This window comes from Sphingobacterium nematocida, assembly GCF_900168125.1.
Lineage (GTDB): Bacteria > Bacteroidota > Bacteroidia > Sphingobacteriales > Sphingobacteriaceae > Sphingobacterium > Sphingobacterium nematocida.
The window spans coordinates 143,053-168,267 of record NZ_FUZF01000010.1; the positions used below are offsets into that span (position 1 = coordinate 143,053).

Annotated in this window: 25 protein-coding genes; 14 read left to right on the top strand and 11 right to left on the bottom strand. The window is 39.4% G+C overall.

Annotation, left to right across the window (positions count from 1 at the left end; translation table 11 throughout):
• Positions 1-48: 48 nt before the first annotated feature.
• From B5X76_RS12170 to B5X76_RS12215, 10 genes are all read right to left on the bottom strand, one after another.
• Complete coding sequence (locus B5X76_RS12170) at positions 49-2,154, bottom strand: peptidylprolyl isomerase (RefSeq protein WP_079643381.1); 2,106 nt, start codon at positions 2,152-2,154, stop codon at positions 49-51.
• A 144-nt stretch (positions 2,155-2,298) separates the two neighbouring features.
• Positions 2,299-2,922, bottom strand: coding sequence for an LptA/OstA family protein (locus B5X76_RS12175; protein WP_079643413.1), 624 nt, complete (start codon positions 2,920-2,922; stop codon positions 2,299-2,301).
• Complete coding sequence (locus B5X76_RS12180; RefSeq protein WP_079643382.1) at positions 2,915-4,243, bottom strand: BamG family beta-barrel-assembly machinery protein; 1,329 nt, start codon at positions 4,241-4,243, stop codon at positions 2,915-2,917. The genes B5X76_RS12175 and B5X76_RS12180 overlap by 8 nt, the downstream gene beginning before the upstream one ends.
• Positions 4,244-4,433: 190 nt before the next feature.
• Complete coding sequence (locus tag B5X76_RS12185; protein ID WP_079643383.1) at positions 4,434-5,417, bottom strand: DUF6427 family protein; 984 nt, start codon at positions 5,415-5,417, stop codon at positions 4,434-4,436.
• A gap of 29 nt (positions 5,418-5,446) precedes the next feature.
• Positions 5,447-5,653: a CcmD family protein gene (locus B5X76_RS12190; RefSeq protein ID WP_079643384.1), complete on the bottom strand. Its 207-nt coding sequence runs from the start codon at positions 5,651-5,653 to the stop codon at positions 5,447-5,449.
• 72 nt (positions 5,654-5,725) lie between these two features.
• Entirely contained in the window at positions 5,726-6,391 is a 666-nt protein-coding gene (gene ccsA, locus B5X76_RS12195; protein ID WP_079643385.1) for a cytochrome c biogenesis protein, read from the bottom strand.
• Positions 6,392-6,406: 15 nt separating this feature from the next.
• The gene (locus B5X76_RS12200) at positions 6,407-7,066 is read right to left on the bottom strand and encodes a heme exporter protein CcmB (RefSeq protein WP_079643414.1); all 660 of its coding nucleotides are present in this window, start codon (positions 7,064-7,066) and stop codon (positions 6,407-6,409) included.
• A gap of 49 nt (positions 7,067-7,115) precedes the next feature.
• Entirely contained in the window at positions 7,116-7,490 is a 375-nt protein-coding gene (locus B5X76_RS12205) for a YtxH domain-containing protein (protein WP_079643386.1), read from the bottom strand.
• 133 nt (positions 7,491-7,623) lie between these two features.
• The gene (locus B5X76_RS12210; RefSeq protein ID WP_079643387.1) at positions 7,624-9,459 is read right to left on the bottom strand and encodes an ABC transporter ATP-binding protein; all 1,836 of its coding nucleotides are present in this window, start codon (positions 9,457-9,459) and stop codon (positions 7,624-7,626) included.
• A gap of 66 nt (positions 9,460-9,525) precedes the next feature.
• Positions 9,526-10,074 (bottom strand): hypothetical protein, encoded by a 549-nt coding sequence (locus tag B5X76_RS12215; protein ID WP_079643388.1) that lies wholly within the window; start codon positions 10,072-10,074, stop codon positions 9,526-9,528.
• 130 nt (positions 10,075-10,204) lie between these two features.
• On the opposite strand from B5X76_RS12215, the gene B5X76_RS12220 reads away from it, so the two are divergent.
• Positions 10,205-11,455, top strand: a complete 1,251-nt coding sequence (locus tag B5X76_RS12220; protein ID WP_079643389.1) for an LVIVD repeat-containing protein — start codon at positions 10,205-10,207, stop codon at positions 11,453-11,455.
• A 271-nt stretch (positions 11,456-11,726) separates the two neighbouring features.
• Positions 11,727-12,338, top strand: a complete 612-nt coding sequence (locus tag B5X76_RS12225; protein WP_139375288.1) for a hypothetical protein — start codon at positions 11,727-11,729, stop codon at positions 12,336-12,338.
• On the opposite strand, the gene B5X76_RS12230 is transcribed toward B5X76_RS12225, so the two are convergent.
• Entirely contained in the window at positions 12,335-13,117 is a 783-nt protein-coding gene (locus B5X76_RS12230) for an SAM hydrolase/SAM-dependent halogenase family protein (protein ID WP_079643391.1), read from the bottom strand. The genes B5X76_RS12225 and B5X76_RS12230 overlap by 4 nt on opposite strands.
• A gap of 257 nt (positions 13,118-13,374) precedes the next feature.
• Here B5X76_RS12230 and B5X76_RS12235 point away from each other — a divergent pair, with 257 nt between their 5' ends.
• The 12 genes from B5X76_RS12235 to B5X76_RS12290 all read left to right on the top strand — a co-directional run.
• Positions 13,375-14,355, top strand: coding sequence for a PhoH family protein (locus B5X76_RS12235; protein ID WP_079643392.1), 981 nt, complete (start codon positions 13,375-13,377; stop codon positions 14,353-14,355).
• A 37-nt stretch (positions 14,356-14,392) separates the two neighbouring features.
• Complete coding sequence (locus B5X76_RS12240; protein WP_079643393.1) at positions 14,393-15,337, top strand: phosphoribosylaminoimidazolesuccinocarboxamide synthase; 945 nt, start codon at positions 14,393-14,395, stop codon at positions 15,335-15,337.
• 63 nt (positions 15,338-15,400) lie between these two features.
• Entirely contained in the window at positions 15,401-15,775 is a 375-nt protein-coding gene (locus tag B5X76_RS12245) for an STAS domain-containing protein (RefSeq protein ID WP_079643394.1), read from the top strand.
• 3 nt (positions 15,776-15,778) lie between these two features.
• On the top strand, positions 15,779-16,690 hold the full coding sequence (locus B5X76_RS12250) for a ribonuclease Z (RefSeq protein WP_079643395.1): 912 nt from the start codon (positions 15,779-15,781) through the stop codon (positions 16,688-16,690).
• A 54-nt stretch (positions 16,691-16,744) separates the two neighbouring features.
• Complete coding sequence (gene hisC / locus B5X76_RS12255) at positions 16,745-17,797, top strand: histidinol-phosphate transaminase (RefSeq protein ID WP_079643396.1); 1,053 nt, start codon at positions 16,745-16,747, stop codon at positions 17,795-17,797.
• 5 nt (positions 17,798-17,802) lie between these two features.
• Complete coding sequence (gene hisB, locus B5X76_RS12260; RefSeq protein ID WP_079643397.1) at positions 17,803-18,942, top strand: bifunctional histidinol-phosphatase/imidazoleglycerol-phosphate dehydratase HisB; 1,140 nt, start codon at positions 17,803-17,805, stop codon at positions 18,940-18,942.
• 86 nt (positions 18,943-19,028) lie between these two features.
• Positions 19,029-19,619 (top strand): imidazole glycerol phosphate synthase subunit HisH, encoded by a 591-nt coding sequence (hisH, locus tag B5X76_RS12265; RefSeq protein ID WP_079643398.1) that lies wholly within the window; start codon positions 19,029-19,031, stop codon positions 19,617-19,619.
• Between the two features lie 98 nt (positions 19,620-19,717).
• Positions 19,718-20,470, top strand: coding sequence for a 1-(5-phosphoribosyl)-5-[(5-phosphoribosylamino)methylideneamino]imidazole-4-carboxamide isomerase (locus B5X76_RS12270; protein WP_079643399.1), 753 nt, complete (start codon positions 19,718-19,720; stop codon positions 20,468-20,470).
• Positions 20,471-20,553: 83 nt separating this feature from the next.
• Positions 20,554-21,306, top strand: a complete 753-nt coding sequence (hisF, locus tag B5X76_RS12275) for an imidazole glycerol phosphate synthase subunit HisF (RefSeq protein ID WP_079643400.1) — start codon at positions 20,554-20,556, stop codon at positions 21,304-21,306.
• Between the two features lie 67 nt (positions 21,307-21,373).
• On the top strand, positions 21,374-21,958 hold the full coding sequence (gene hisIE / locus B5X76_RS12280) for a bifunctional phosphoribosyl-AMP cyclohydrolase/phosphoribosyl-ATP diphosphatase HisIE (protein WP_079643401.1): 585 nt from the start codon (positions 21,374-21,376) through the stop codon (positions 21,956-21,958).
• A 661-nt stretch (positions 21,959-22,619) separates the two neighbouring features.
• Positions 22,620-23,138 (top strand): hypothetical protein, encoded by a 519-nt coding sequence (locus B5X76_RS12285; RefSeq protein ID WP_139375289.1) that lies wholly within the window; start codon positions 22,620-22,622, stop codon positions 23,136-23,138.
• A gap of 18 nt (positions 23,139-23,156) precedes the next feature.
• Positions 23,157-25,215, top strand: a 2,059-nt coding sequence (locus tag B5X76_RS12290; protein WP_139375290.1) for a choice-of-anchor L domain-containing protein, incomplete at its 3' end; no start/stop codon positions are given.

The following is a 25,215-nucleotide window of genomic DNA, read 5'->3' on the forward strand; positions in this document are numbered from 1 at the left end:
ATAGCCGAACATGATATCATGTTCGGCTATAAAATTAGCTATAATATCTTAATAAAACCTAATGCGATTGTCATCAATCTTCGCATTGTCTTGGAGGGCTTTAAAGATTGAACCCCAAGAACGTTGCTGCTTCGATGCCATCATTTGTTTTTGTTGGTTTTTACGCTCTGTATCTACCATTTCTTTAGGATTTACAAAGCTATTTACTTGAACAGCATATATACCTTGCGTGCCTTCTATCGCTTTAGATGGTTTATTAGGCTGTAATCCAAATACAGTACCTATTACTGTACTTTCTAAAGAAACACCTGGAATAACAGGGTTTGCCAATACGATATTTTCTACTGCGATAGCAGATTTACCAACTTTTTGTGCCACTTGATCAATAGAAGTTGCTCCGTTGAGCGCATTGTTCATTTTTTCCTTAAGCATGCGAGCTTTTACTAGGTTTTTGACCCCTAGCTCGATATCACCTTTGATTGCATCAAGCGATTGTATTCCTTTAGGATTGATCGCTTTAACTTTAGCTACAATAAAGTTGTTTTCTGTTTCGTATACTTTGTCAGAGACTTCATCTTTCTTTGCGTCAAAAATCCAGCGGATTAATTCTCTTGAAGCTTCCGCTCCATTTAGTGAGTTATCCATTGGTTGTACGCGAGCAGCTTTTTGTACATTTAGATTTTGTTGCTTTGCTGTTTCTTCGAAATTAGCGGCGTTTGCTGAAGTGAAGAATGCATTGGCTTTAGCATAGACAGCATCAGTTGTTTCTTTTCCTGCAGAAATCACCTTATCTAAAATCGCAGCTTTAACGATTTTAGAATTTCCTATTTGCTTTTCGATTTTTAAGATGTGAACGCCGAACTGCGATTCAACGACCACTACATCTCCAGCTTTGCCATTAAATGCTGCTTCCTCAAAAGGACCAACCATTTGACCTCTAGTGAAAGTGCCTAAATCTCCTCCATTAGCCTTGCTTCCAGGATCTTGACTGAACTCAACCGCTAAAGATGAGAAACTTTCTCCTTTTGCAATAAGACCTTTAATTGAATCCGCTTTCGCTTTTGCTTTATCAATTCCTCCTTCAGCTGTTGCATTTAAAAGAATGTGACTAGCTTTCACCGAATCTGGGCTAAATTTAGAGTCAATTATTTTGGCAATTTCGTAAGCACCGTTAGATAAGAATGGGCCTACAGTAGTACCTTTAGCAGCATTGAATATAACCGAATCTAATGCTGGGCTAACCTGGCCTTTTCTGTAATAAGTTACCGGGTATTTATTATCCGAGCTTCCTACCACAAACAAAGAATCGTTTGTTGAAGCTGCTAGTTCGCCTTTTAGTGTTTGAATTGTAGCTAAAGTGCTTGCTGAATCTTTGGCTGTTGCACTAGCATCAAACAATACATATTCAACTGAACGAGTTTCTTCTGGGTTTTTAAAAGCATTTTTATGCTTGTCATAATATTCTTTGTAATCTGCGTCTGTTAGCTTGATATCTGCTTCATTGACCGAAGAATAATCTAGCAATACGTACTTGAAGTTAGCAAGTTTGTTTTTTGCCGTATATTCATCCTGAGCTTCCAATGCTGTAACGTAAACCGCGTTGCTCACTAAGTTTGAGTATTTTTCAGTCAACCTTTGTGTACGGATATTATCAAGGAGCAATTCCCATTGTTGAGCTACCTGAGCATTACCACCTTTAGCCTCATTAATAACTTGCGTTAGGTAATTACGGTCAAATTGCCCCGTTTGAGGATTGGTGAAAGTTTGCATAATCTGCGGAGACGGTGTCGGGCCTGTAATAAGATCGTTAAATTCTTTTTTACCAACCACTAGTCCTAGTTTTTCAATTTCGTTAGCAATCAATTCTTTAGATACAAATTGATTCCAAACTTGTTGGACAGCAAAATTTTTTATTTGTGGTGTTTCGGCACCCCCCATTTGTTGCTGGTACATTGCCGAAGTTTGTTCTACTTGAGCGTTGAAGTCTTGATAGTCAATTGAATTACCATTAATGTTACCTACTTCATTTTGCTTTTTCGCCCAAAATGGCATTCCGGACTGAATGATGTCCCCTAATAAAAATGCAACAATTGCTAAACCGATTACGAATATTACCAATCCAGCACGGTTACGCAAATTACCCATTAATCCCATATTCTCGTATTGTATTTATGTGTTCTTTAGTTATTTAATTGTGTTTTGTTAAAACAAGGCGCAAGATACAACTTTTATAAAAAAAAGAGTAAATTTTTATGATGTAAATAAAACTTATTTAAAGCTTTATGGTTTGTATGCGAATTAATTGCCGAATGAAGGAAATTGGCTCGTACTCGAAGGGATATAGAAACCTGTCATGTTTTGCCCATTAATGTTCCTAAACTCTGTGTCAGAGGTGAATGAAGTCGCCTGAAGGTTTCCTCGTGCGTCTTTGAATTCGAAAGATATGGGTACACTATTGTAATATATTTTCTGTTTCTCGTCGTAGTAAAGCTCTTCTGTTTTTATAATAGAACCATCGGACATATTTACAACAACATTCTTTTTGAATTCGGTAATTCCATCGAGCACCCGTTGTTTGCCATAGTCGGAGCGGATACGTTGACTTTCTCGTCCCATAGCATCATAAAATATAATCTGTAATCCTTTTTGAAATTCATAGTTACTGTTTTTATTCCCTGTCGTATCATGGTACACACGCATTTCAGGGCCAGTTAGTTGGGCTTTGACAATGGCGGAGTCACTGACGATGATTTTTACATCTTTAGAGATATCTACAGCTTCTTCTTTTTGAATATTTTCTATTTTACTTACTTCACGTAGATCGTTTTCGCAAGCGCTAAGCAAGAAAACCCCTATTGCGCTTAAAGACAATAGGGGAATAAGTGATAAAATATTTTTTGAGACTATAGTAATCTTAGTCATAGCTTCTTCTTCTGAACCAAGTGTCATTTAATGTAAAGCCTAGGTTTAAGTTGATATAACGTTCTCGAACCAGGTTGTTTGAAAGAGAACCCTGTTGGCCAAATTCCGCAGAAATATTGATTCTTGAAAAGGTCATTCCGAAATTTGTTTCAGGTAGTGGTAAACCGATCCCCACCGTAACTGCCATATCATTTATATTCCTGTCGTTATATTTTACTTGAGTTTGATTGTATCTAAACCCAAGTCTATAATCAACAATATTCCAGTATCTTACAGATGTAGGGTCTGGTTTTATCTGGCCACCCACAGCAAAACCGTAGTTTTTGCCTAAAGATGGTTCTCCTACACGAGTTTGAAAATCACTCCAATCCGCATACTTGAAGTCGGCACCTACCATCCAGTTATATCCTTTAGAGAGTGTGAATCCGATATTATGCTTCATAGGAAGGTTGATTTTACGTGCCAATCCTTCTTGAAATGAAACGGTGTCTAAGGCTATATTTTGAAAGTCTGGATCGGATGATGGCTCTGTTCTAGTTGCCAATAAGGTTGTTTTGCTTTTTACCGTATTGTTAAGAGATCCTGAGTAGCCTACAGTAAGGTTCAGTTTCCTGCTGATAGCTTTAGAGTATTGAATACCGTAATCTACTGTAGCACCTCTTATCAGACGGGTCTCTCTATAGCGTGCATTGTACATAGAGGGATCCGTAGGGAAAGAAACAGAAGAGATATCATTTAATTCTCCGAATAGAAAACCAATGTTAGCACCAACACTAAGTCCTTTTACTGGAGATACGCCATAACCGAAGAACGCTTTGTTAATTCCCCCTTCACCACTACTGGTTTCTAAAGAAACTAGGTTGGCGTTGCTTTTTACAGCTGTTGCATTGTATCCAACATCCGAATACGGCATCAGTCCAAATGCTAGACCACCAAACTTTTGAGATAATGGAACACCAATAGCAAGATGAGAGAATGCAAAATCAGAAGTATTATCCTTAGCGTTGCCTTTCGCAAGTTCTGTGGAATTTCCGTAAAGGCCTGCTTCAAATATCGTTCTAGAAAAGGCAGAATAACTTGCTGGGTTGGCTATATTTAGAATTGGCAGCCCCGATTGATAGCGTACAGCCGTAGATATTCCCCCCATGGAACGGGTCTGAGGGAGGAGGTCTTCTCGCATCTGCCCAAGACCAAATTTGGAATAGGGAGAATGTGACGTGGTGGTCTGGGCATATACCTGAATATTTACCAGGATTAAGCCTGTAGCAATTACGAGCTTTAAAGCCTTTTGGGCACTCAAAACATTGGATAGTTTATGCATATATTTTATCGTCTCCGCACTTCGGATGTCTTTTTCGTGTTATCTTGATAGGCCAATAACGAACTGGCGTTTTGAAATTGCCCGTTTAGGCACCTTGTAAAGGATTTATTTCGATACAAAACTATTTAAATTTTAATGAATCCTTTAGCTCATTTTGTTAAAAAAGGTTAAACGGCTGTTTTTCAGTTTTTTACATAAACTGAAAGTATATTATAGTTGCTATAATTATAAGGTATAGACTTTCATAAATCCATTTATTCTTAGCAAAAGAAAAATAATATGCCAAGTAGATTGCTAGTGGCGGTGCACATAGTAGAAAGTGATTAATATTGATCTTTTCATTTAAGTAAAATGATCCTCCAATTAACAAAAGCATATAGAAAAGCAGTTGAAAGGATTTACGTATGTGTACGATGCTCTTAAAGTATTGATCGCGTAGTACGGATAGGAAGAAAACTAATCCTATAATAATAGGCGCTACTACTAGATAGTCGTGATAATCGACGTGTAACGTACTGGGTAGAGGGTTTGTAAAAGGTGAAAATATCGCTTTAAATTCGTCGAAACGATTGGATAAGTAATATATAACACCTAATAAAAAATAGATGACGGAAAATCCCAAAAGGGGTGTTACCCATTCTCGCCAAATAAATGGTCTGAAGATAATTAAAGCTATCCATAGTAGAAGAAACATAACTATAAAAGGAAAGTATATCAGACTTCCCAATGCGACAATCATTCCCAAATCGAACATCAATCCCTTTACATCGGCTTGTTTATAGATGTTGAAAAGTTTACTCATCATCCATATCGTTATGAAATTACATATCAAGGTAGGAGATAGAACCAAGAAAGGTAGGAATAAACTGACCAAGGTCATGAATAGCAGAGCTGTCAGGAAATTTGGTTTTCCAAGAAAGTTAAAGTGATTAACAACTCTGTTCAACAGGAATGCTTGTAGTAGTGTTAATGCCAACGTTAATAAGACATTGGACACCGGAGCTAACCCTGCTCCAATCTCAATTCCAAAAAGATTATTAGCTGCCGGCTCCAGAAAGACTGGATGTAATTCTTCAGGGAGGTGCAAAAATGCTCCCAAACACAGAAACGCACCAATGATTGATACCGATAGGATATTGATTGGAGTGAATTTTCTATGTTGATTTATTAACATGGATAGATTAGATAGTCAGAAATTAGTGATTATTTATTCTCTAATTTCTTTACTTTTTTATCAATAGTAAATAGGTAAACATACATCCCAATAACAATTGTTAAAAGTACCATTACTACAACCCATATCTTTCCAGAGCTTCTAAGTGCTGTGGCCATTTCTATTTCAGAAGACTGCGCATATGAGGACAACATGGTCGCGAAAGTGAAGATAGATAGTAGACTTATTTTTTTCATATGTGTGTAACTTGTTTTTATTTAATATTGCAGGCGTGCTGCTTCGCGGTTATTCGTGTTTTGTCGTTTGTTTTAGTCGATTTGATTTGCTTTTCGATCTAACAATCTTAATCTATAACGCAAGGTACAGATCCATACTCCTGTCAGTATCCATCCGATAACGGCCGAATAAAATATGGGGCGCATATTGTTATCCATGTCTAAATCTCCAAATGTTGAGTTGCCTCCACTTCCAGGGTGTAGGGAGTCTGTCATTTTAGGGAGTATATACAGTAAGACAATCATTATGGGGAAGGCAAAAATGTTATAAACTGCAGAAATTTTAGCTCGCTTTTGCTCTTCGTCCAAGGCATTACGGAGCACTAAATATGCTAGATACATTAATGTAGCAATTGCCGATCCATTGGTTTTTGGGTCGCTTGGCCAGGCCTCGCCCCACGTAATGTTTGCCCATTGCATACCAGTTAAAAGACCTAAGAAGCAGAAGATTATGCCGGTATTTACAGCCTCTACAGCGATAAGGTCATGCTTAGGATTTCCATTGTTAAGGTACTTTATACTGTATACTACCGAAATGCCATATAAAGTAAACATAGCAAACCACATCGGTACATGAAAATAAACATTTCTTATGGTTTCGTGAAGAAGGAATAATTGAGGTACCGGCCCCATAAATCCGGCAATTACAGATGCACTAACTAAAAAAGCGGCTAGTATTTTCCACCAGTTTTTTCTCATTTTCTACTTGTTATTTTAATCCCTCCAAAGGTAAGGAAATAACAATAAAGAAATAGTAATAGTTATGACATTAATTGCGACAAGAACACCGATCTCATTGTAACTTTCGGCTCTATCCATTCCTTGTAGAGCATTTTGTGATAGTGTAATTAAAACAATTAATAAAGGGATGATGACCGGGAATGCTAAAATTGCCATTATTGTACTATTGTTGCCCGTTTTAGCGCTTATTCCTGATACCATAGTGAATACCGTAGCAAAACTTATTGCACCTAGTAGCACGGCTATATAATAGAAAACAGGGTCTCCTACTGGGTTTTTAAAAATCAGGGAATAAATAACGTAAGTAATTACCGAAAGCACTGTCATCAGTATCACGTTGTAAATTACTTTTGATATGATGATGGATTTTGGGCTTGCTATAGCATAATAGTACAGTTGTCTGTATTGGCTTTCCTGTACGAACGACCGGCTTATTGCGTTTATGGAAGCGAAGAGTAGGATAATCCAGAATAATGCGTTCCAAATTTGAGTATCTACTGATTTAAATGCTTGGTAGCACACAAATACAGTAGATACTACATATAATAAAATGCTGTTTATAGCATATTTAGAACGCCATTCTAAAGTAAGATCTTTATAGACTAATGTTTTGACCTGCTGAAAGAAACTCATGTACCACAAAGATACATATTTTGCTGTCTTCAGCATTTACTTTTCAAAATTAGGCTTTTGAAATATCTGACTTTAAATTTTCTGCTAGACTTTCTGTTTTGTCTGCAAGTTTGTGACTCGTGTCAGACGCTCTTCCTGCCCAGTCAGACGCTTTCTCTGATACTTTGTTTAGGACATCTTTACCTGCATCTTTAGCTTTTGATTTCCATTCACGTAAATCGTCTTTAGCTTCCTTAGCCAATCGGGATGCTCGTTTTGCCTCTCTTTTTGAAAGGTCTTTAAGCGACTTTGTCAAATCTTTAATACCGTCATTGGCTTTGTTCAATGTTTTCTTTCCATCTTCTGTGCCCAATAAGTAGTATGCGGCTGTTCCAACTGCCAACCCTAACAATGCAAATGCAACTAATCCATTCCTATTTTTCATCTTTATCAAAATTTGTTTTATTATCTATTCGATTTATACTCAATAAACAACCACCGTTCCAAAAAGTTTTTTGATACGGTGGATTAACAAAATTTAACTCCCTTTTTTACGCTAGAAAACAGGAGGAATGATTTTAGCTTAAACTTTTTTGACTAGACTGAAGTGTGTAAAGATGATGATAGAGACCCGATCCTTTAGATAGAAGCTCGAGATGATTGCCAAAGTCTGCTACACTTCCTTCATCAATTACGAGTATGCTGTCTGCGTTCTTGATGGTCGAAAGACGATGTGCTATAATGATCGAAGTCCTGTTTTTCATTAGCTCTTCGAGCGCTTCTTGCACCAACCTTTCCGATTCAGAATCCAAAGAAGAGGTCGCTTCATCGAGGATCAAAATCGCCGGGTCTTTTAACAGGGCTCTCGCTATGGCGATACGCTGACGTTGGCCTCCAGAAAGTTTTACACCTCTTTCACCAACTAAAGTGTCATAGCCGTCGGGAAATCCCATAATAAATTCATGGGCATTAGCCCGTTTGGCAGCTTCAATTATACTTTCAGCATTTGCGTCCAGCTTTCCGTAATTAATATTTTCGCGGATTGTTCCTCCAAAAAGCAAGACATCTTGAGGTACTATACCTACTTGATTGCGTATGTCGGTAATAGCAAAGCTACTGGAAGGTGTTTCATCATATCGTATTTCACCGGAGGATGGTTGGTAGAACTGAAGAATTAGAGAAGCCATTGTTGACTTTCCTGCCCCGCTAGGTCCTACAATAGCTATCTTCTGACCAGCATTTGCTGTGAAAGAGATGTTTTTCAATATCTTACATTCCGGGCGGGAGGGATAAGCAAATTCTACGTTGTCAAAGGTTAGCTTGCCCATGATATGGCGCTTTATATTTTTATCATCTTCGCTAACGCGGATGTTTTCGGTTTTCTCATTTAGAATTTCGATAACACGTTCGCTGGCGCCTAAAGCTCGTTGTAGGCCGGCATACAGTTCAGGAAAGCTTCCCATGGAACCAGCAACAAACATGGAGTATAATATGTAGGTGGTGAGGTCACCAACGGTGATTTCTCCTATGGATACAAGCGATGCGCCATACCAAATTACAGCTATGACCGCCCCGAATATGCAGAAGATAATAAATGAAGCAAACAAACCTCGATATGTTGCAGCTTTGACGGCAAGGTTGACCGCATTATCAAGTTTTTTGTTGTAACGTTGAGACTCGTAGTATTCGTTAACAAAGGCTTTAACATTAGATATGCCAAGCAGTGTTTCTTGTACGATGCTATTGGAGTCTGCTAATTGATCTTGGGTTTGTCGGGATAGATTACGAATAAACTTACCGAAAAAAATAGCCGCGACAACTAAAATAGGAAGTATGCATAGGTTCATTAATGCGAGCTTTGGCGATACCACTATTAATAGAAGTACACCAATGACAAGACTCATGCTTTGTCTTATGATTTCTGCCAATGTGGTCGTCATGGTGTCTTGAATCTGGGATAGATCCGACGAAAGTCTACTGTTGAGTTCACCTACTCTACGATTGGCGAAAAAATCAATGGGAAGTGTGATGAGTTTTAGGTACGATTCTCTACGGATGCTAGCTAATGCTTTTTCTGCTATTTCTACGAATAAGCGAATCCGAAAGAAAGACATTATGGATTGGAACAGCAAAATGCTAAGGGATAGTGCCCCGATGTATAGAACATCGGACTGAAGCCAAGGGTACGTTTGCTTTCCTTGTGCAGCATCGATCATAGCTCCGAGTAGGGCTGGAAAAGTTAGCATCGTTAAACTGGACATTATCAAAAAGATCATGCCAATGATAAATTTACCCTTATAAGGTTTCAAATAAGATAAAATTTGAGCAGCCTTTTTAAGTAATTCTTTGTTTAATTTGGGCTTAGGTAAATCATCGGAATGCGAATCACCACTGTTCAGTCTTGGTCTAGCCATTATTTTGTAATCTTAAAAGCATTTTGTTCCAGCCGACAAATGTAATGATATAAAGTAGCAGCCTTATCAAACTTTCGTCACATTTTGCGATTTCCGACGTTTGTAGAAGGTGAACGCTGCTCCGGCGATCAAGAGGAAGACTAGGCTGCCGAATAGGTATTTATTGTCTTGCTGATCTTCCTTGTCTAAATTTTCAATTTGTAATCTTAACCGCTCATTCTCCATTTGGAGTTTGGATATTGTTTTCATATAAGCTGTGACCTGTTGGTCGTACTCTGTTGCCAATGACTGAAAACGTTGCGCTTCACTGTCTTTAAGGTCGAGCAATTTGCGGGTTTCTATAAAAATCAAATTATCATTAATGACTACGGATTTTAAGATGTCAATTGATTGTTGCATGTCGCTTTTAGACTTAAATAGTCCAAAAATTCCTGTTTTTTTCTCTAAAGAAGAAGTGTAGTCGCCAAATCGTTTACTTCGTTGGTCCAAGAGGTCATTGACACGTTTGCGCTGAGATTCGAAGGAAAGGCTGTCGACAGTTGTCTGTGCATGGCTGTCGAATGCTATTAAATATAAGGGAATCAGAATGAAAAGGTAGTTAATTATAGACTTCATGTTTATTTACTGCGTTTTTATCGTTGTATGACTATGATTTTGCTCCATTGTTTAAAAAAGAAGATATTATTTTTTTAATTGTAGCGTTATTGAAGAACTTTCCGTCTTATGATAATAAACGAAACCAGTTATGAATAAATTACTTAAACTCCTTTTCTTCATTACGCCGATTCTGCTTTTTGCGGCATGTGACAAAGTCAATGAAAAAGATGTTGTTCAAATGCGTGTCCCTATCTTTGAGAAGATGGCTTCTATCCGCGCAGATGAGATATCCGTGTTGCCCGCAAAATCATTGCACACATCGGGCAAGATCTATATTTATGAAGACTACCTGTTCATTAATGAGCCTTTAGAAGGGATTCATATTTTTGATAATAGTAATCCCGCGAATCCAAAAGCTGTTTCATTTGTCAAAATACCTGGGAATGTAGATATGGCGATAAAAGATGATGCGCTATATGTTGATAGTTATGTTGATTTATTGACGTTCGATCTTTCCAACCCGTCAAAGCCGAACTTGATAGATAGAGAAAAGGATGTTTTTCAGTCTTTGTATGTCTATGGGTTTCAGCCCGGAAGAGAGGATGATCGTATTGTGGTCGGTTACAAGGACACTTTGGTGCGTTACGACAACGTCAATACGTATAATCCATTTGACCCGAAAAAAAATATGTATTACCTGAATAATTCAGCTTCTGAAGTCGGGAGTACCTACGGTCAGGGGGGATCCATGGCACGCTTTACGTTGGCGCAGGAGCATCTATACGCTGTCGATGCATCTACACTTCACCTTTTTGATGTTCGTGAGACCTCTAATCCCCGATTTGTGAAAAACATTCCTTTAGGCTGGGGGATAGAGACTATTTTCCCCTATAAAGACAAGCTGTTTATAGGATCGAATACGGGAATGTTTATCTACGATATTGCCAATGCGTCCAATCCAGTTCAGTTGGCGAGATATAGTCATGTACGCGCCTGTGATCCAGTGGTGGTCAATGATACGCACGCCTTTGTTACCTTGCGTACAGGAGCAATCTGTGCAGGGACAGCAAATGTATTGGAAGTGTTAGATATCAGAGACCTAAAGAATCCCGTATTGGTGAAATCTTACCAAATGCAAAATCCACATGGCTTGGCCCTTGCTGGAAATGTACTCTATCTTTGCGAAGGTAAGTACGGTTTCAAGAGTTTTAATGCTGCCGATGTTTTTGAGATCGGCAACAATCGATTGGAACATCTACAGAACCTGAATAGTACAGATGTGATTCCGGGTCCTAAATCGTTGATCGTTATCGGTGAAGATGGCGTATGTCAATACGATTATAGCGACAAATCCAAGTTGAAGCTGCTGAGTTGTATTTCCAGAAACATCGAGAAATAGGCGTATGAAATATCCATGTAGCACAGACTGTACAAATACGCATGCAAATAGTTTGGATATTCCATGTCGACCCGTCGGCACAAGATAATGACAATTAAAGAATAAATTATTTATATGAAATATCCATGTAGCACAGACTGCACAAATACGAATGACCGCGAAGCAGCATGCACACCAATTACAACAATTCGTGCATAATATACTTTGGATATTCCATATGACAACTGAATATCAAACCGAGCCTGCGAGCTCATGAAATAATTATACACATATGAAATATTTTTGCATTTTCTTAGGGCTTTTGTGTGGTCTATCTCCTGTTTTGGGACAAGAAAAGACATATACAAATCAGACGGAGGTTGGTACGTTGAGTTACGGGTTTTATCCCGGACAAGTAAGTTTTTCCGCCAGTACGTTTCATGGTGTGGAGTTTCACCGCAATTATGCCGTCGGGTTGAGTGTGGGTGTCGATAGGCTGCGGGTTGAAGATAATTTCACATTTTGGTCGTTGCCGATTGCTGTACGCGGTCGATATACATTGAGCCCTGAGCGAAAGACCGCTTTCTACGGGAGTCTCGATATAGGCTACGGGGTGGACGTGTTAAATAAGGAGAAGCGTACGGAAAATAACCTCGATACGTACAATGGTGGTGTTATTTGGAGCCCACAGGTAGGACTACGGATGAAACCTGAGGGTAAAAGGATGTTCTACTCTTTTAGCGCAGGCTATAAGTATACCGCCTTCGGCGTAAAACGATATTATAATTTGGGAGGCGGTATGGAAAGTCCAGTTTTGACGCAGGATTTACGGGGGTATCAAGCCATGCGAGAACAGCGCTATAATCTACACCGCTTATCGCTAATGGTCGGGATTGGTTTTTAACCGATAAACTCTACCATGATCGTTTCATCGGGGTAGAGCCCTAATAGATTGCTGGCATGTCCCTTATTAATCGCGATTTCCAAATAATCGGAGATCCCAAATAAACAGAGTTTTTCCCCCTCTGATACTTCATTGTAGTGCCAACTCATTTTATTTATAGTCTCATTTCGTTTAAAATGCAATATAAAGTTTCTCCCTTTTTGAACCTGATTGAATAAATCCTTGCTTATGTTAGAGATTACATTGCCAAAAGAATCAATATATGATGCATGCCCCTTTATGAAGTTGTTTTCGATGATAGGTAGCAATGTTACTTTTTGCAACGGTGTGTCGATCGGGGAGCCGAGGTTTTCAATCGGATTTCCTTCGGCGATATGGCAAGTTGCCTTGACAAGGATGTCTGCTAAAGGGAAATGCAGGAAACGAAGGTCTTGCATCATTTCTATTTCGAAAAGCTGTTCTGCCTTTTTATCCCCTAAGATAATGCTAAATATACCATTATCTGCGCCTACAAAGTAATGTCCATCAAATTTCATCGCTATATAGCGGCATCCTTCTTGAAATACCGTATCTATACCAATAAGGTGAACCGTTCCCTTCGGGAAATAATGATAGGCGTTTTGAAGGATAAATGCAGCATGCTGTATATTAAATGAGGGTATCTCATGTGTGATGTCTATTAAACGAACATCGGGTAGCAACGATACGATACTACCTTTTAATGCCGCCTGATAAAAATCGCGGTAACCTAAATCTGTTGTTAATGTTATTACTCCCATACTAACAGCCCGTTATCCTAAATCCGGGCTCTAAAACTATCATTTTGTACAAAAAAGCAAAGACAAAGTTAGCAAAACTAGTCCTCATAATGGACTTTCGCATTTAAAATAATGAATATTTTTCAGATTCATAAGATGTGAAAATATTAGTTTGTATTTTTGGATATAATTTACTTAGATAAGAATGTTTTTCATTCTACAAATAGAAAATCTTATCTATCTTTATCTACAGAAATTTATACTAAAAACCATATACTTTGAGTGAATTAGTCATCAATTTGGATAACGTAAATTTGGTCTCTCTGTGGGGGGCTCAAAATGAAAACTTTGAATCTATAAAAAATAGATTTCCTAAATTACGCCTGATAGCTAGAGGTACGGAATTGAAGGTCTTAGGTGAAGAAACTGAGCAACGTGTTTTTGATTCCATGTTTTCCTCAATTATGGATCATGTCGTCAAGTACAACGTTTTGGAGGCTTTGCAACTGGAAGAGCTATTAGGACTTCCTCCTCGAGATAAAGAGAGGGTAGAAAAAGATAAATTGGAAGAGGGACAGGGGGGGATTAAGGGGGAACCTATTGTCTACGGGCCAAATGGACTTATTGTCCGGGCGCGGACACCCAATCAACGTAAGATGGTGGATAGTATCACTAAAAATGATATCCTATTTGCAGTAGGTCCTGCCGGTACCGGAAAGACTTATACCGCAGTAGCTCTTGCTGTTAGAGCATTGCGGAACAAGGAAATTAAGCGCATCATTCTGACGCGCCCTGCCGTGGAGGCCGGAGAGAATCTGGGATTCTTGCCAGGTGATCTTAAAGAGAAAGTAGATCCTTATTTAAGGCCATTGTATGATGCATTGGATGATATGATTCCTGTAGAAAAGTTGAAGGGGTATCTAGAAAATAGAACTATCGAGGTTGCTCCTTTAGCGTTTATGCGAGGGCGTACACTTGACAATTGTTTTGTGATTTTGGATGAAGCGCAGAATGCCACAGATATGCAATTGAAAATGTTCTTGACTCGTATGGGCCCTACCGCCAAATTTATTGTCACGGGTGACCTGACACAGATTGATCTTCCTAAAAAGTCTCAGTCTGGTTTAGCTACCGCTATTAAGATACTGGACAATATCAGCGGAATAGATATTGTGTATCTTACGGGGAGTGATGTCGTTAGGCATAAACTAGTGAGGCGCATATTGGAGGCCTACGGAGATTTAAATGCAAATAATTAATACTAATATATACAACAAATAGGGGCGATATAATACGATGAGTGCAATAAAAGAAACCCATTTTAATTTTAATAAGCAGACAGGTTTTTACAGAGGTAAGGTGCGTGATGTTTATACCATAGATAATCAATACTTAGTGATGGTTGCATCAGACCGTATTTCAGCATTTGATGTGGTGCTCCCTCGTGCTATTCCTTTCAAAGGACAGGTTTTAAATCAGATTGCAGCCAAATTTTTGAAAGCTACAGCAGATATTATTCCCAACTGGGTTGTCACTGTTCCGGACCCCTCGGTTACGATTGGACAGATGTGCGATCCTTTTAAAGTGGAAATGGTGATTCGTGGCTATTTATCAGGTCATGCTTGGCGTACTTATCGTGAGGGGGGACGTGAGCTTTGTGGTGAAGTTCTGGCAGAAGGTTTAAAAGAAAATGATAAATTGGCAAAGCCAATTATAACCCCTACGACAAAGGCTGCTGTAGGACACGATATGGATATTTCCAAGGCGGAGATCTTAAGACAGGGTATTGTGAGTCCAGAAGACTACGAGCAATTGGAAACTTATGCGCATGCTCTTTATCAACGTGGTGTGGAGATTGCCAAAGAGCGGGGCCTTATCTTAGTGGATACGAAGTATGAATTTGGGAAGAAGGATGGAAAGATTTACCTGATCGATGAAATTCATACACCCGATTCTTCGCGTTATTTTTATGCGGAAGGGTATGAGGAGCGTCAGGCTAAAGGTGAAGCACAAAAGCAATTGTCCAAAGAGTTTGTTCGTCAATGGTTGATTGAGAACGGTTTTCAAGGAAAAGAAGGCCAACAAGTGCCGGAAATGACAGATGAAATAGTCCGTTCTATTTCAGAACGGTATATTGAGCTTTACGAGCATATTGCAGGAGAGCGCTTTGAATACCCAGAAGAAGGGGATGTGTTGAGCCGTGTAGAACGTAATGTCAACAACGCATTAGCGGCACTATAAAATTAAAATTATAATCGTGATGAAGGTTACGATGGTGATGAAGTTATTAAAATAAAATTAAAGATGCGATACACTATTGACAAACACGAGAGGTACGTGGTTATAGAACCACTTACTTCTGTATTGGATGCAGCGGCAGCGGCTTTTTTGAAGGGGGAGTTTATGCTTCGAAATACTTCGGGTCAACGTAATATTGTATTAGACCTAGCACAAGTACAGGATATCTGTGAAGAGGGGATTCGTATGGGCTTATTGGCCCATAGATTGTGTCAGGGGGCAGATGGAATGTTTATTATTACGGGGTTAACGCCTGCTGTGCAGCATATATTGAAGGTCGCCCATCTGGATAAATTTTTTACCATAGTCAAATCTATTACAGATGCCGAAGATCTTATCTTTAGTAATGAGATTCAGCGCGATTTGATAGGGGGTGTCTAGGAGATGAAGTTTGAGGTTCTGATCTTAGGGAATAGTTCTGCAACGCCCATTTATGATCGTCATCCTACGGCGCAGGTAGTAAATTTTAACGAGCAGTTGTTTCTGATTGATTGTGGCGAAGGGACACAAATGCAATTGCATCGTTATGGAATTAAGAGCAATAAAATATCCCGGATATTTATTAGTCATCTTCATGGAGATCATTATTTGGGACTTGTTGGTTTACTGTCTTCCATGAATCTAAATGGTCGTAAATCAGAATTACATCTGCATGGTCCTGCTCCACTGATGGACATCGTGAGTCTTCAGCTTAAACATTCAGATACTACACTCCGATATAACTTACAGTTTTATCCGACCAATCCAGAAATCGAAGAGGTAATTATGACCTCTCCGATGCTTACGGTGCGATCATTCCCTCTTGCCCATAGGGTGCCTACTACAGGCTTTCGGTTTGACGAAGGAAAAAGGTCAGCTTCTTTGATTTCCGAAAAGATTGCAGGATTGAATATCCCTACGGTATTTTTACAACAGCTGAAAAAAGGGATTGATTGCGATGGTTTGGATGGTGTTAAATACCGGGCATCAGAGTTGACGCGGCCTGCGCCCGCCTCTAGGAGTTACGCTTATTGTTCTGATACACGAGCATTTGCCCGGTATATGGAGGCCATACAGGGAGTCGACCTTTTGTATCACGAGACAACCTTTGAACATGATTTGTTGGGACGGGCTGTTGAAACCCTTCATAGTACCAGTCTCGAAGCAGCACAGGTCGCTGTACAAGTTGGTGCCAAACATTTGTTGATGGGGCATTATTCAGCCCGATATAAGGACTTGGAGCCTTTGCTTAACGAAGCTAAAACAATATTTGAAGAAAGCGAGCTGTCATTTGAGGGCAATTGGTATAAAGTTTAGTGATTCTGTAAATTTTTAACCATCTTTACTCCTCAATTTTAATGGACAACAAATATGTCTTTCAACTTAGATAACCTACTAAGGGACAATATCAAAAAACTGGTCCCTTATTCCTCCGCAAGAGATGAATTTAAAGGAGAAGCGTCTGTATTGCTAGATGCCAATGAAAATGCTTTTGGTTCCCCTTTGGACCATCATTATAACCGCTATCCCGATCCTTTGCAACATCAGGTTAAAGAAAGACTAGCTCAGATCAAAGGGGTGCCAGCAGATCATATCTTTTTAGGTAATGGAAGCGACGAAGCTATTGATATTCTGTATCGGGCATTTTGCAAACCTGGAGTAGACAATGTCATCTTGGTACCTCCCACTTATGGAATGTATGAGGTATCTGCTAATATTAATGATGTACAGATCCGTAAGGTCAACCTGACTGCAGAATATCAGTTGGATCTAGATGGGATTGCAGAGGCGCTTGATATGCATACTAAGATGATTTTTATCTGTTCGCCCAATAATCCTACAGGCAATAGCATCAATCGAAATGACATTGAGACTATTCTGACGCATTTCAAGGGTTTGGTCGTGATCGACGAGGCATACATTAATTTCTCTAAGCAACGTTCTTTCACGCAGGAACTTGCCGAGTATCCCAATCTTGTCATCCTTCAGACACTATCCAAGGCTTGGGGATTGGCCGCATTACGATTAGGGATGGCATTCGCAAGCAAAGAGATTATTCGGGTTTTTAACAAGATAAAACCTCCTTATAATATAAACCAGGCTACGCAGGATCTGGTATTGAAGGCCTTGGAAAATGTGGACATAGTTAATAATTGGATTCAGCAAACGGTAGCAGAAAGGGAGTTTCTGATAGGCGAGTTGTCTACGATAGAACAGGTTGCACACATCACTCCATCCGACGCTAACTTTATCTTGGTCAGATTGATTGAACCTCGCGAATTATATAACTTCTTGGTCAATCAAGGTATTATTGTTCGTGATCGCTCTAAAGTAGAATTGTGCGATGGCTGTTTACGGATGACCATAGGTACTACCGAAGAGAACAGTAAGTTGATCCGTGCTATTAAACAATTTTACAGCTAAACATTATGGAAAACCCTATAAAGAGAGTTTTATTTATAGATAGAGATGGGACGCTCATTCTAGAGCCCGAAGACGAACAAATCGATTCTTTTGCTAAGCTAAAATTCTATCCAGGCGCATTACAGTATCTTCCCCGTATCGCCCGTGAGTTGGATTTTGAATTGATTTTGGTTTCCAATCAAGATGGCTTAGGTACTGCATCACATCCAGAAGAAAACTTCTGGCCTGTGCATAATTTTGTGATTGATACATTTAAAGCAGAAGGCGTCTTCTTTGCTGAAGAGCATATTGACAAGACTTTTCCGCACGAAAATGCGGCAACACGTAAGCCGGGTATAGGTATGTTGACTGGGTATTTTGATAAAACAAAATATAACCTGACGGATTCATTTGTGATTGGAGATCGTGTCAACGATGTTAAATTGGCCCAAAATCTTGGTGCTAAGGCGATATGGTTACGCAATAATGATGAACTTGGAAAGGCTGAACAGGTAGCTATTACGGATGATTGTGTTGCTTTGCAGACATCTGATTGGAAAGCTGTTTATGAGTTTTTGAAACTGAGTACCCGTACAGCCGAGCATCATCGCAAAACGAATGAAACAGATATTTATATTAAGGTTAATCTTGATGGATCTGGCAAATCCGATATCCATACGGGACTTCCGTTTTTTGATCATATGTTGGATCAGATCGCTCGTCATGGCGCGATTGATTTGACCGTACATGCAAAAGGAGATCTTCATATCGACGAACATCATACCATAGAAGATACGGGTATAGCTTTAGGTGAGGTTTTTTTACAGGTATTGGGTGATAAGCGCGGTATCGAACGATATGCCTACACCTTACCGATGGACGATTGTCTGGCTCAGGTTGCTTTGGACTTTGGAGGTCGCAACTGGATTGTATGGGAAGCCGAGTTTAAGCGAGAAAAAATCGGAGACATGCCTACGGAGATGTTTTTTCACTTTTTTAAATCATTTTCGGACGCTGCAAAAGCTAATTTGAATATTAAAGCAGAAGGTGATAACGAACACCACAAAATTGAAGCTATTTTCAAAGCATTCGCCAAATCGATAAAAAAAGCTGTACGACGCGATGCTGAGAATATGCAGCTGCCAAGTACAAAAGGGGTATTATAGTAATTGTTAATGGTTAGTGATTAATGGTAAATGATTTTCAAACTTCTAATTTCTGACTTTTAACTACTAACATCTAACTACTAACAATGATAGGTATAGTTAATTATGGCGCGGGTAATATTTTTTCGTTAACCGCGGCGTTGGATCGAATCCAGGTAGGATATGGAATGATCAACAGCAAGGAAGATTTTGATCTTTATGATCGTGTCATTATTCCTGGTGTCGGACATGCAGGGGCTGCTATGACAAAACTTAGAGAAACCGGGCTGGTGGATACCATTCTTTTATTAGAAAAGCCGGTGTTAGGTATTTGCGTAGGGATGCAGCTATTAACTGCTTTTTCCGAAGAAGGGAATGCCGATCTTTTGTCTGTATTTCCATTAAACACGTTACATTTTGCCAATCGAGTGGAGCTAAAAGTCCCTCATATGGGATGGAATAGCATTATTCCTAAAATCAACTGTGCTTTGTTTACTGGAATACCAGATAATACTTATTTTTATTTCGTACACTCATACTTTATAGAACATAGTTCGGAATTTACAGCTGCGACCTGTACGTATGGGATAGCGTATTCAGCTGCGATTCAAAAGGATAATTTCTATGGGGTACAGTTTCATCCTGAAAAGTCAGGTGTGTACGGTGAGCGTTTATTATTGAATTTTTCTAAAATATAATTAAAAATTAAAGACTACTTTTGCAACCCTAGGCCTGTTATAAGGTAAGGGAGGAGAATAGGCTTTTTAACTTTTAACTTTTTAATTTTTACTTTACTATGTATATCATTCCAGCGATAGATGTTTTAGACAAGAAGGTAGTTCGACTAAGAGAAGGTTCTTACGAAGACGTTACTACTTATGACATTTCTTTAGAAGATCAAATGAAAAAGTACCATGCTAATGGTACTGAGATGGTACATATTATTGATTTGAATGGTGCGAAAGGCGATTTCTCTAATCAAGAATATCTTTTTGATATTGTACGTCGTACCGATATGAAAGTCCAATATGGAGGAGGTGTGCGCAGTATTGAAAAGGTAAAAGAACTTATTGACGCAGGTGTGTATCGTGTTATCGTAGGTACACAGGCTATTACTAATCCGACATTTTTAGAAGATCTCGCACAATTGAATGAAGGACGTGTCAAATATGCAAATCATATCGTGATTGCTATTGATGTCTTGGATGAGGTTATTAAGTATTCAGGGTGGTTGGAGAGTTCGCCAATCAAGCTTATGGAATATATCGATAGATGCCTTGCTTTAGGGTTTTTCCGCTTCCTATGTACCGACATCTCAAAAGATGGTAAATTAGGTGGTGCTGGTATCGATCTATATAAGAAACTATTGGATCATTCACCAATTATCAAATTAATTGGATCCGGCGGAATATCTTCAATGAAAGATATTGAAAACCTTAATGAATTAGGGCGATTAGAATCTTGTGTTGTAGGTAAAGCTATCTATGAGAATAAAATTTCTATTGACGAAATTAAAGACTGGAACTTAAAAACATTAATTAAATTTTAATCATCATATGCTGTAAAGCCGTATGCTATACGCTTAAGCCTACTGGCCTAAAGCCTATAGCTTACACTTCAAGTTTATAAAATATGTTAGCTAAGCGTATCATTCCATGTCTAGATGTTAAGGACGGGCGCACCGTTAAAGGGGTCAACTTTGTAGATCTTCGTGATGCAGGTGATCCGGTCGAACTGGCTTGGCAATATTCTCAACAAGGCGCGGATGAACTGGTCTTTTTAGACATCGCTGCTACCCATGAAGGGCGAAAGACCACGATCGATTTGGTGAAGGCTGTTGCTCGACAGGTTAATATCCCATTCACAATTGGTGGTGGTATTAACGAGATGCGTGATGCGGAGATTCTTTTAAACAGCGGTGCAGATAAAATATCGATCAATTCGGCTGCGGTCCGAAATCGGCAGTTGATTGACGATCTTGCTAAAGCATTTGGGGCACAGTTTGTTGTTGTGGCGGTAGATACGAGATTGATCGATGGAAAGAACTATGTGCACTTGAGCGGAGGAAGGGAAAAGACGGATATCCTTACTGAAGAATGGATAAAGGAAGCGGAAAGCCGGGGTGCAGGTGAGATTTTGTTAACGTCGATGGATCATGACGGAACAAAGAATGGGTTTGACAACGGTCTATTGGCTACGATTAATAAGCAGATTAATATCCCATTGATAGCATCAGGAGGAGCAGGCAATGAACAGCATTTTGTTGACGTATTTCAGCAAGCCAATGTTGACGCTGCTTTAGCTGCTTCCGTGTTTCATTATGGAGAGATCAGGATTCCAGAATTGAAAAATACATTACGTGCATCAGGAATAACGGTACGATAACATTGGAGACAGGCGATATTACATTGTCTAAATACGCAATACTTGGTACTCAATACTAATTAAAAAAATGATAGATTTTGAAAAAGGTGACGGTCTTGTCCCAGTAGTCATTCAGGATGTTCAGACACTAGAAGTTCTGATGTTGGGTTACATGAATGATGAAGCTTGGGAAAAGACACAAAAAGACCAAAAAGTGACCTTTTTCTCGCGGTCAAAGAATAGACTTTGGACCAAAGGGGAAGAAAGTGGTAATTTTTTATGGATGAAGAGTTTTCATATCGATTGTGATCAAGATACCATCCTTATAAAGGTTCAGCCTGCAGGGCCTACCTGCCATACCGGGAGTAGAAGTTGTTTCAACACCGCTTATGGGAATAATTTTATTGCTGAGTTGGAACGTATTATAGCACAACGCTATGAGTTCCCTTCTGAAGAGTCTTACGTCAATCATCTAAGAGCTAAAGGATTAAATAAGATAGCACAGAAGGTGGGTGAAGAGGCTGTTGAAACGGTGATAGCGGCTTTAGCGCAGACGGAAAGGGAATTTATCGATGAGACCTCTGATCTGATTTTCCATCTATTAGTACTGTTGCGAGAAAAAGGATTTTCATTAGAAACTATTGCCAAGAATCTAGAAGAACGACATAAATAAAAGAGTCGTTAGATAACTTTTTAAATGCCCCTAGTCAAGAGATTTGACTAGGGGCATTTTTGATTACTATCGGCTGGCATATTTTCGTTATGCGGCGATGCTTTTTTTATAGGTGTTGGCACCTCTCCATCAAGTGCTGTGATGCCGTATCATTTGATGGATAAACTGGAGCAACGGAACATTCGGATCTGTAGATTTCAGCTATGGATGTGGCGCTTTATGACTGGTTTCTATAGATAATTTACAATATTTTACTGTCCCGATTTGTCCAACAACACTTCTCGGTGATTTATTTCATTTTTTTTCTGTCCCCCTAGGTCTGTCTTAGCGTGACTTTTGATAACTGTCTGTTTTTTAGTTTTTTATTTTTCATTTGTCCACTTGTAATTGAGCCCTATTTCCTTTGGCTTGTCCACTAGTAGTGCATTTTGTCCCCATAGATGTCTACTTAGAATTCCGTTAATCCTTCTTTTTTATTGCAAACTTCGTTCAGGAAATAAGACCCAAAGTGACGATGGATTAGTGCCCGCTATGAAGTTTCTTATTCCCCAAACAAACGAGTTAGCTAAAGAAATAAACAAGCGAGGTGTTCACTCTCTATCGATCTCCTCAATTGCCAAACAAATTGGATGCTTTACGGCATCGCTAAAATATGAAGGTTATGAAAAAGTTAGAAAAGGTAAAGTTTCAGAACTCAATCATAGGAAGTGCGAAAGCAATTCTATGTTTATTGTTTGTGTTTGTCTCGGTTTTTATGGTAAAAGGACAAGAAAATACGGATAACCATATTAAACCAGTTATTAAACAGAAGTCTCAACAAGAACTGCAAGCAATTCAAGGCTTCCTTGCTTCTCCATCTGCATCATCTCAATCAACAATGAAAAAATCGGCGGGAGTGACAATGCAAAAAAGTACTGCTGCTAGTACAGTTTCTAGAGGACCTGCTAATAATTTTAAAGGCAAGAGTAAGGAAACGGCTTTAATGGAAATATTGCTGATAAAGAATCAAATTTTTGAATCAAAGGATATGCCGACATCCAGAAAGCGCCTTAATGTAAACTCACTGTTGGATGATCTAAAAGGAGTACTTTCTGAAGAAGAGTTTTCGCGACTCACAAGTGATCAGGATCTACTGAAGCAACTGGGTCTATTTGTAGATGAAACCCTTGAAAAACAATAAGCCCAAAACGTTACTGTGATGAAAACAAATATAAAATCTTTCGCCCTCAAGTGTACCATGCTTGTGCACTTGGCCATTTTTTCGATGGTTTCGAATCTTTTCGGGCAGGCAACTGTGACGAATAGTGCTCCTGATGCTGCGGCCATAGCTTTGGGATTGAACGCTAATGGACTTACTATATCTTCTCCACAAATAGTGCGTGGAGGTAATAATAATCAAATTGCGATCTTTACTAATGGTACGGCAGCAGGTTTGGGCGTGAATTCAGGTGTATTATTTTCTACAGGTAATGCTGTACAGAATATTACTCGGAAAAATCCAGCAGTACAGGAAACAGTTGAAGCACAATCTGGTTCTTATAGTGACCCCCAATTAACGGCGATAACAAGTAATGCGATATGGGATGCCGTTGTTTATACTTTCAAAATTACATTAACAGGTGGGGCTGACGCTCTGCGGATTGCCTATCAGTTTGGTTCGGAAGAGTACCCTGACTATGTGGGATCTGAGTATAATGATACTTTTGGTTTTTTTGTTAGGAAGGTTGGAACGACTACATGGACCAATATGGCTCGTTTACCCAATCCAGCTCAGACTGTTACCGCTATTAATAAGGTGAATTACGGAAATTATGGTCGACAAGGTTCCAATAGCAATGGATATGATGGTACAAATAACGCTTATTACCTTAATAATGGGCACACCACAACAACACGTTCTTGGCCCAATACCAACCAGCTTATATTAAATGACAATCCTGGGCCATTCCCTATACATGTGGAATATAATGGATTGACAAAATTAATTCAATATGATTTAGCAGGGCTAACCCCGGGCGGAGAGTATGAATTTAAAATTGCGATTGCCGATGCAGGAGACCGAAAATTGGATGCAGGTGTTTTTGTGTCGAAGATCGAGGGGGTATTCGGTGCGGATCTCGCTATTGAGAAAATGGTAGACAAACCGACTCCTTGTATAGATGATATCGTTGAATTTACCTTAACAGCTAAAAATATTGGTCCTGCGGCAGCCACCGGCGTTGTTGTGAATGATTTATTGCCTAATGGTTTTGAATATGATAGCCATACTGCACCCTCAGGAACGACTTATGTTCCTGCCAGTGGAATTTGGACAATTGGTAGTTTAGCTTTATATGGAGAATCTGTTTTAAAAATTAGAGCGAAAGTAAAAAGTACTGGAAACTATACAAACCAAGCTACCATTACAGGGACAAAAAATGATCCTGACGCTACTAATAATACTGCGACAGTAACTTTGGTTCCAACTATACCAACTATTACAGGTGTTCTGATCTTATGCCAAGAAAATACAACACAGCTATCGGGCTCCGGTACCGCTGCGGCTAGTAATGCTTGGACTTCTTCAAATACAACAGTTGCGACTGTTAGTTCCACTGGTCTAGTTACCGGTTTATCAGCTGGCACGACCACGATTACTTATAAGAATTCAAACGGTTGTACAACAACTGCATTGGTTACCGTAACAGCAAAAAACACGGTAACTGCGGGCACGCCAAGGTCAGTTTGTATCAATACAGCATTGACTGCAATCGAACATACTACCACAGGTGCAACAGGTATTAATGTAACTAATACAGGTTTACCAACAGGAGTTACAGCAACCTTTGCTAACAACAAGATTACGATCAGTGGTATTCCGAGCGTTGTTGGAGTTTTTACATACAACATTCCTTTAACAGGCGGATGTGGTAATGTGGCCGCTACCGGAACAATTACGGTTAAACCAGCCACTACGATCACTGTACAACCAGTTGCTCCGGCAGCATACTGTATCGGAGGTACTTCTACATTGGATGTTACCGCTACGGGCGATGGTACCCTGACCTACGAATGGTTCAAGGTGTCCGGTAGTACAACGACCTCTGTTGGTACGACCAAAACATATAGCTTGCCTACGTCGCTGACAGCAGGTACACATACCTACCGTGTTGTGGTAACAGGCGGTTGTGGTGCAGCAACGTCTACGGATGTTACTGTTACGGTTAAACCAGCCACTACGATCACTGTACAACCAGTTGCTCCGGCAGCATACTGTA

Excerpts from the sequence above, each read along its gene's own strand:
- B5X76_RS12170 (WP_079643381.1), bottom strand. The coding sequence starts at position 2,154 with ATGGGATTAATGGGTAATTTGCGTAACCGTGCTGGATTGGTAATATTC.
- B5X76_RS12175 (WP_079643413.1), bottom strand. The coding sequence starts at position 2,922 with ATGACTAAGATTACTATAGTCTCAAAAAATATTTTATCACTTATTCCC.
- B5X76_RS12180 (WP_079643382.1), bottom strand. The coding sequence starts at position 4,243 with ATGCATAAACTATCCAATGTTTTGAGTGCCCAAAAGGCTTTAAAGCTC.
- B5X76_RS12185 (WP_079643383.1), bottom strand. The coding sequence starts at position 5,417 with ATGTTAATAAATCAACATAGAAAATTCACTCCAATCAATATCCTATCG.
- B5X76_RS12190 (WP_079643384.1), bottom strand. The coding sequence starts at position 5,653 with ATGAAAAAAATAAGTCTACTATCTATCTTCACTTTCGCGACCATGTTG.
- ccsA (WP_079643385.1), bottom strand. The coding sequence starts at position 6,391 with ATGAGAAAAAACTGGTGGAAAATACTAGCCGCTTTTTTAGTTAGTGCA.
- B5X76_RS12200 (WP_079643414.1), bottom strand. The coding sequence starts at position 7,066 with ATGAGTTTCTTTCAGCAGGTCAAAACATTAGTCTATAAAGATCTTACT.
- B5X76_RS12205 (WP_079643386.1), bottom strand. The coding sequence starts at position 7,490 with ATGAAAAATAGGAATGGATTAGTTGCATTTGCATTGTTAGGGTTGGCA.
- B5X76_RS12210 (WP_079643387.1), bottom strand. The coding sequence starts at position 9,459 with ATGGCTAGACCAAGACTGAACAGTGGTGATTCGCATTCCGATGATTTA.
- B5X76_RS12215 (WP_079643388.1), bottom strand. The coding sequence starts at position 10,074 with ATGAAGTCTATAATTAACTACCTTTTCATTCTGATTCCCTTATATTTA.
- B5X76_RS12220 (WP_079643389.1), top strand. The coding sequence starts at position 10,205 with ATGAATAAATTACTTAAACTCCTTTTCTTCATTACGCCGATTCTGCTT.
- B5X76_RS12225 (WP_139375288.1), top strand. The coding sequence starts at position 11,727 with ATGAAATATTTTTGCATTTTCTTAGGGCTTTTGTGTGGTCTATCTCCT.
- B5X76_RS12230 (WP_079643391.1), bottom strand. The coding sequence starts at position 13,117 with ATGGGAGTAATAACATTAACAACAGATTTAGGTTACCGCGATTTTTAT.
- B5X76_RS12240 (WP_079643393.1), top strand. The coding sequence starts at position 14,393 with ATGAGTGCAATAAAAGAAACCCATTTTAATTTTAATAAGCAGACAGGT.
- B5X76_RS12245 (WP_079643394.1), top strand. The coding sequence starts at position 15,401 with ATGCGATACACTATTGACAAACACGAGAGGTACGTGGTTATAGAACCA.
- B5X76_RS12250 (WP_079643395.1), top strand. The coding sequence starts at position 15,779 with ATGAAGTTTGAGGTTCTGATCTTAGGGAATAGTTCTGCAACGCCCATT.
- hisC (WP_079643396.1), top strand. The coding sequence starts at position 16,745 with ATGTCTTTCAACTTAGATAACCTACTAAGGGACAATATCAAAAAACTG.
- hisB (WP_079643397.1), top strand. The coding sequence starts at position 17,803 with ATGGAAAACCCTATAAAGAGAGTTTTATTTATAGATAGAGATGGGACG.
- hisH (WP_079643398.1), top strand. The coding sequence starts at position 19,029 with ATGATAGGTATAGTTAATTATGGCGCGGGTAATATTTTTTCGTTAACC.
- B5X76_RS12270 (WP_079643399.1), top strand. The coding sequence starts at position 19,718 with ATGTATATCATTCCAGCGATAGATGTTTTAGACAAGAAGGTAGTTCGA.
- hisF (WP_079643400.1), top strand. The coding sequence starts at position 20,554 with ATGTTAGCTAAGCGTATCATTCCATGTCTAGATGTTAAGGACGGGCGC.
- hisIE (WP_079643401.1), top strand. The coding sequence starts at position 21,374 with ATGATAGATTTTGAAAAAGGTGACGGTCTTGTCCCAGTAGTCATTCAG.
- B5X76_RS12285 (WP_139375289.1), top strand. The coding sequence starts at position 22,620 with ATGAAAAAGTTAGAAAAGGTAAAGTTTCAGAACTCAATCATAGGAAGT.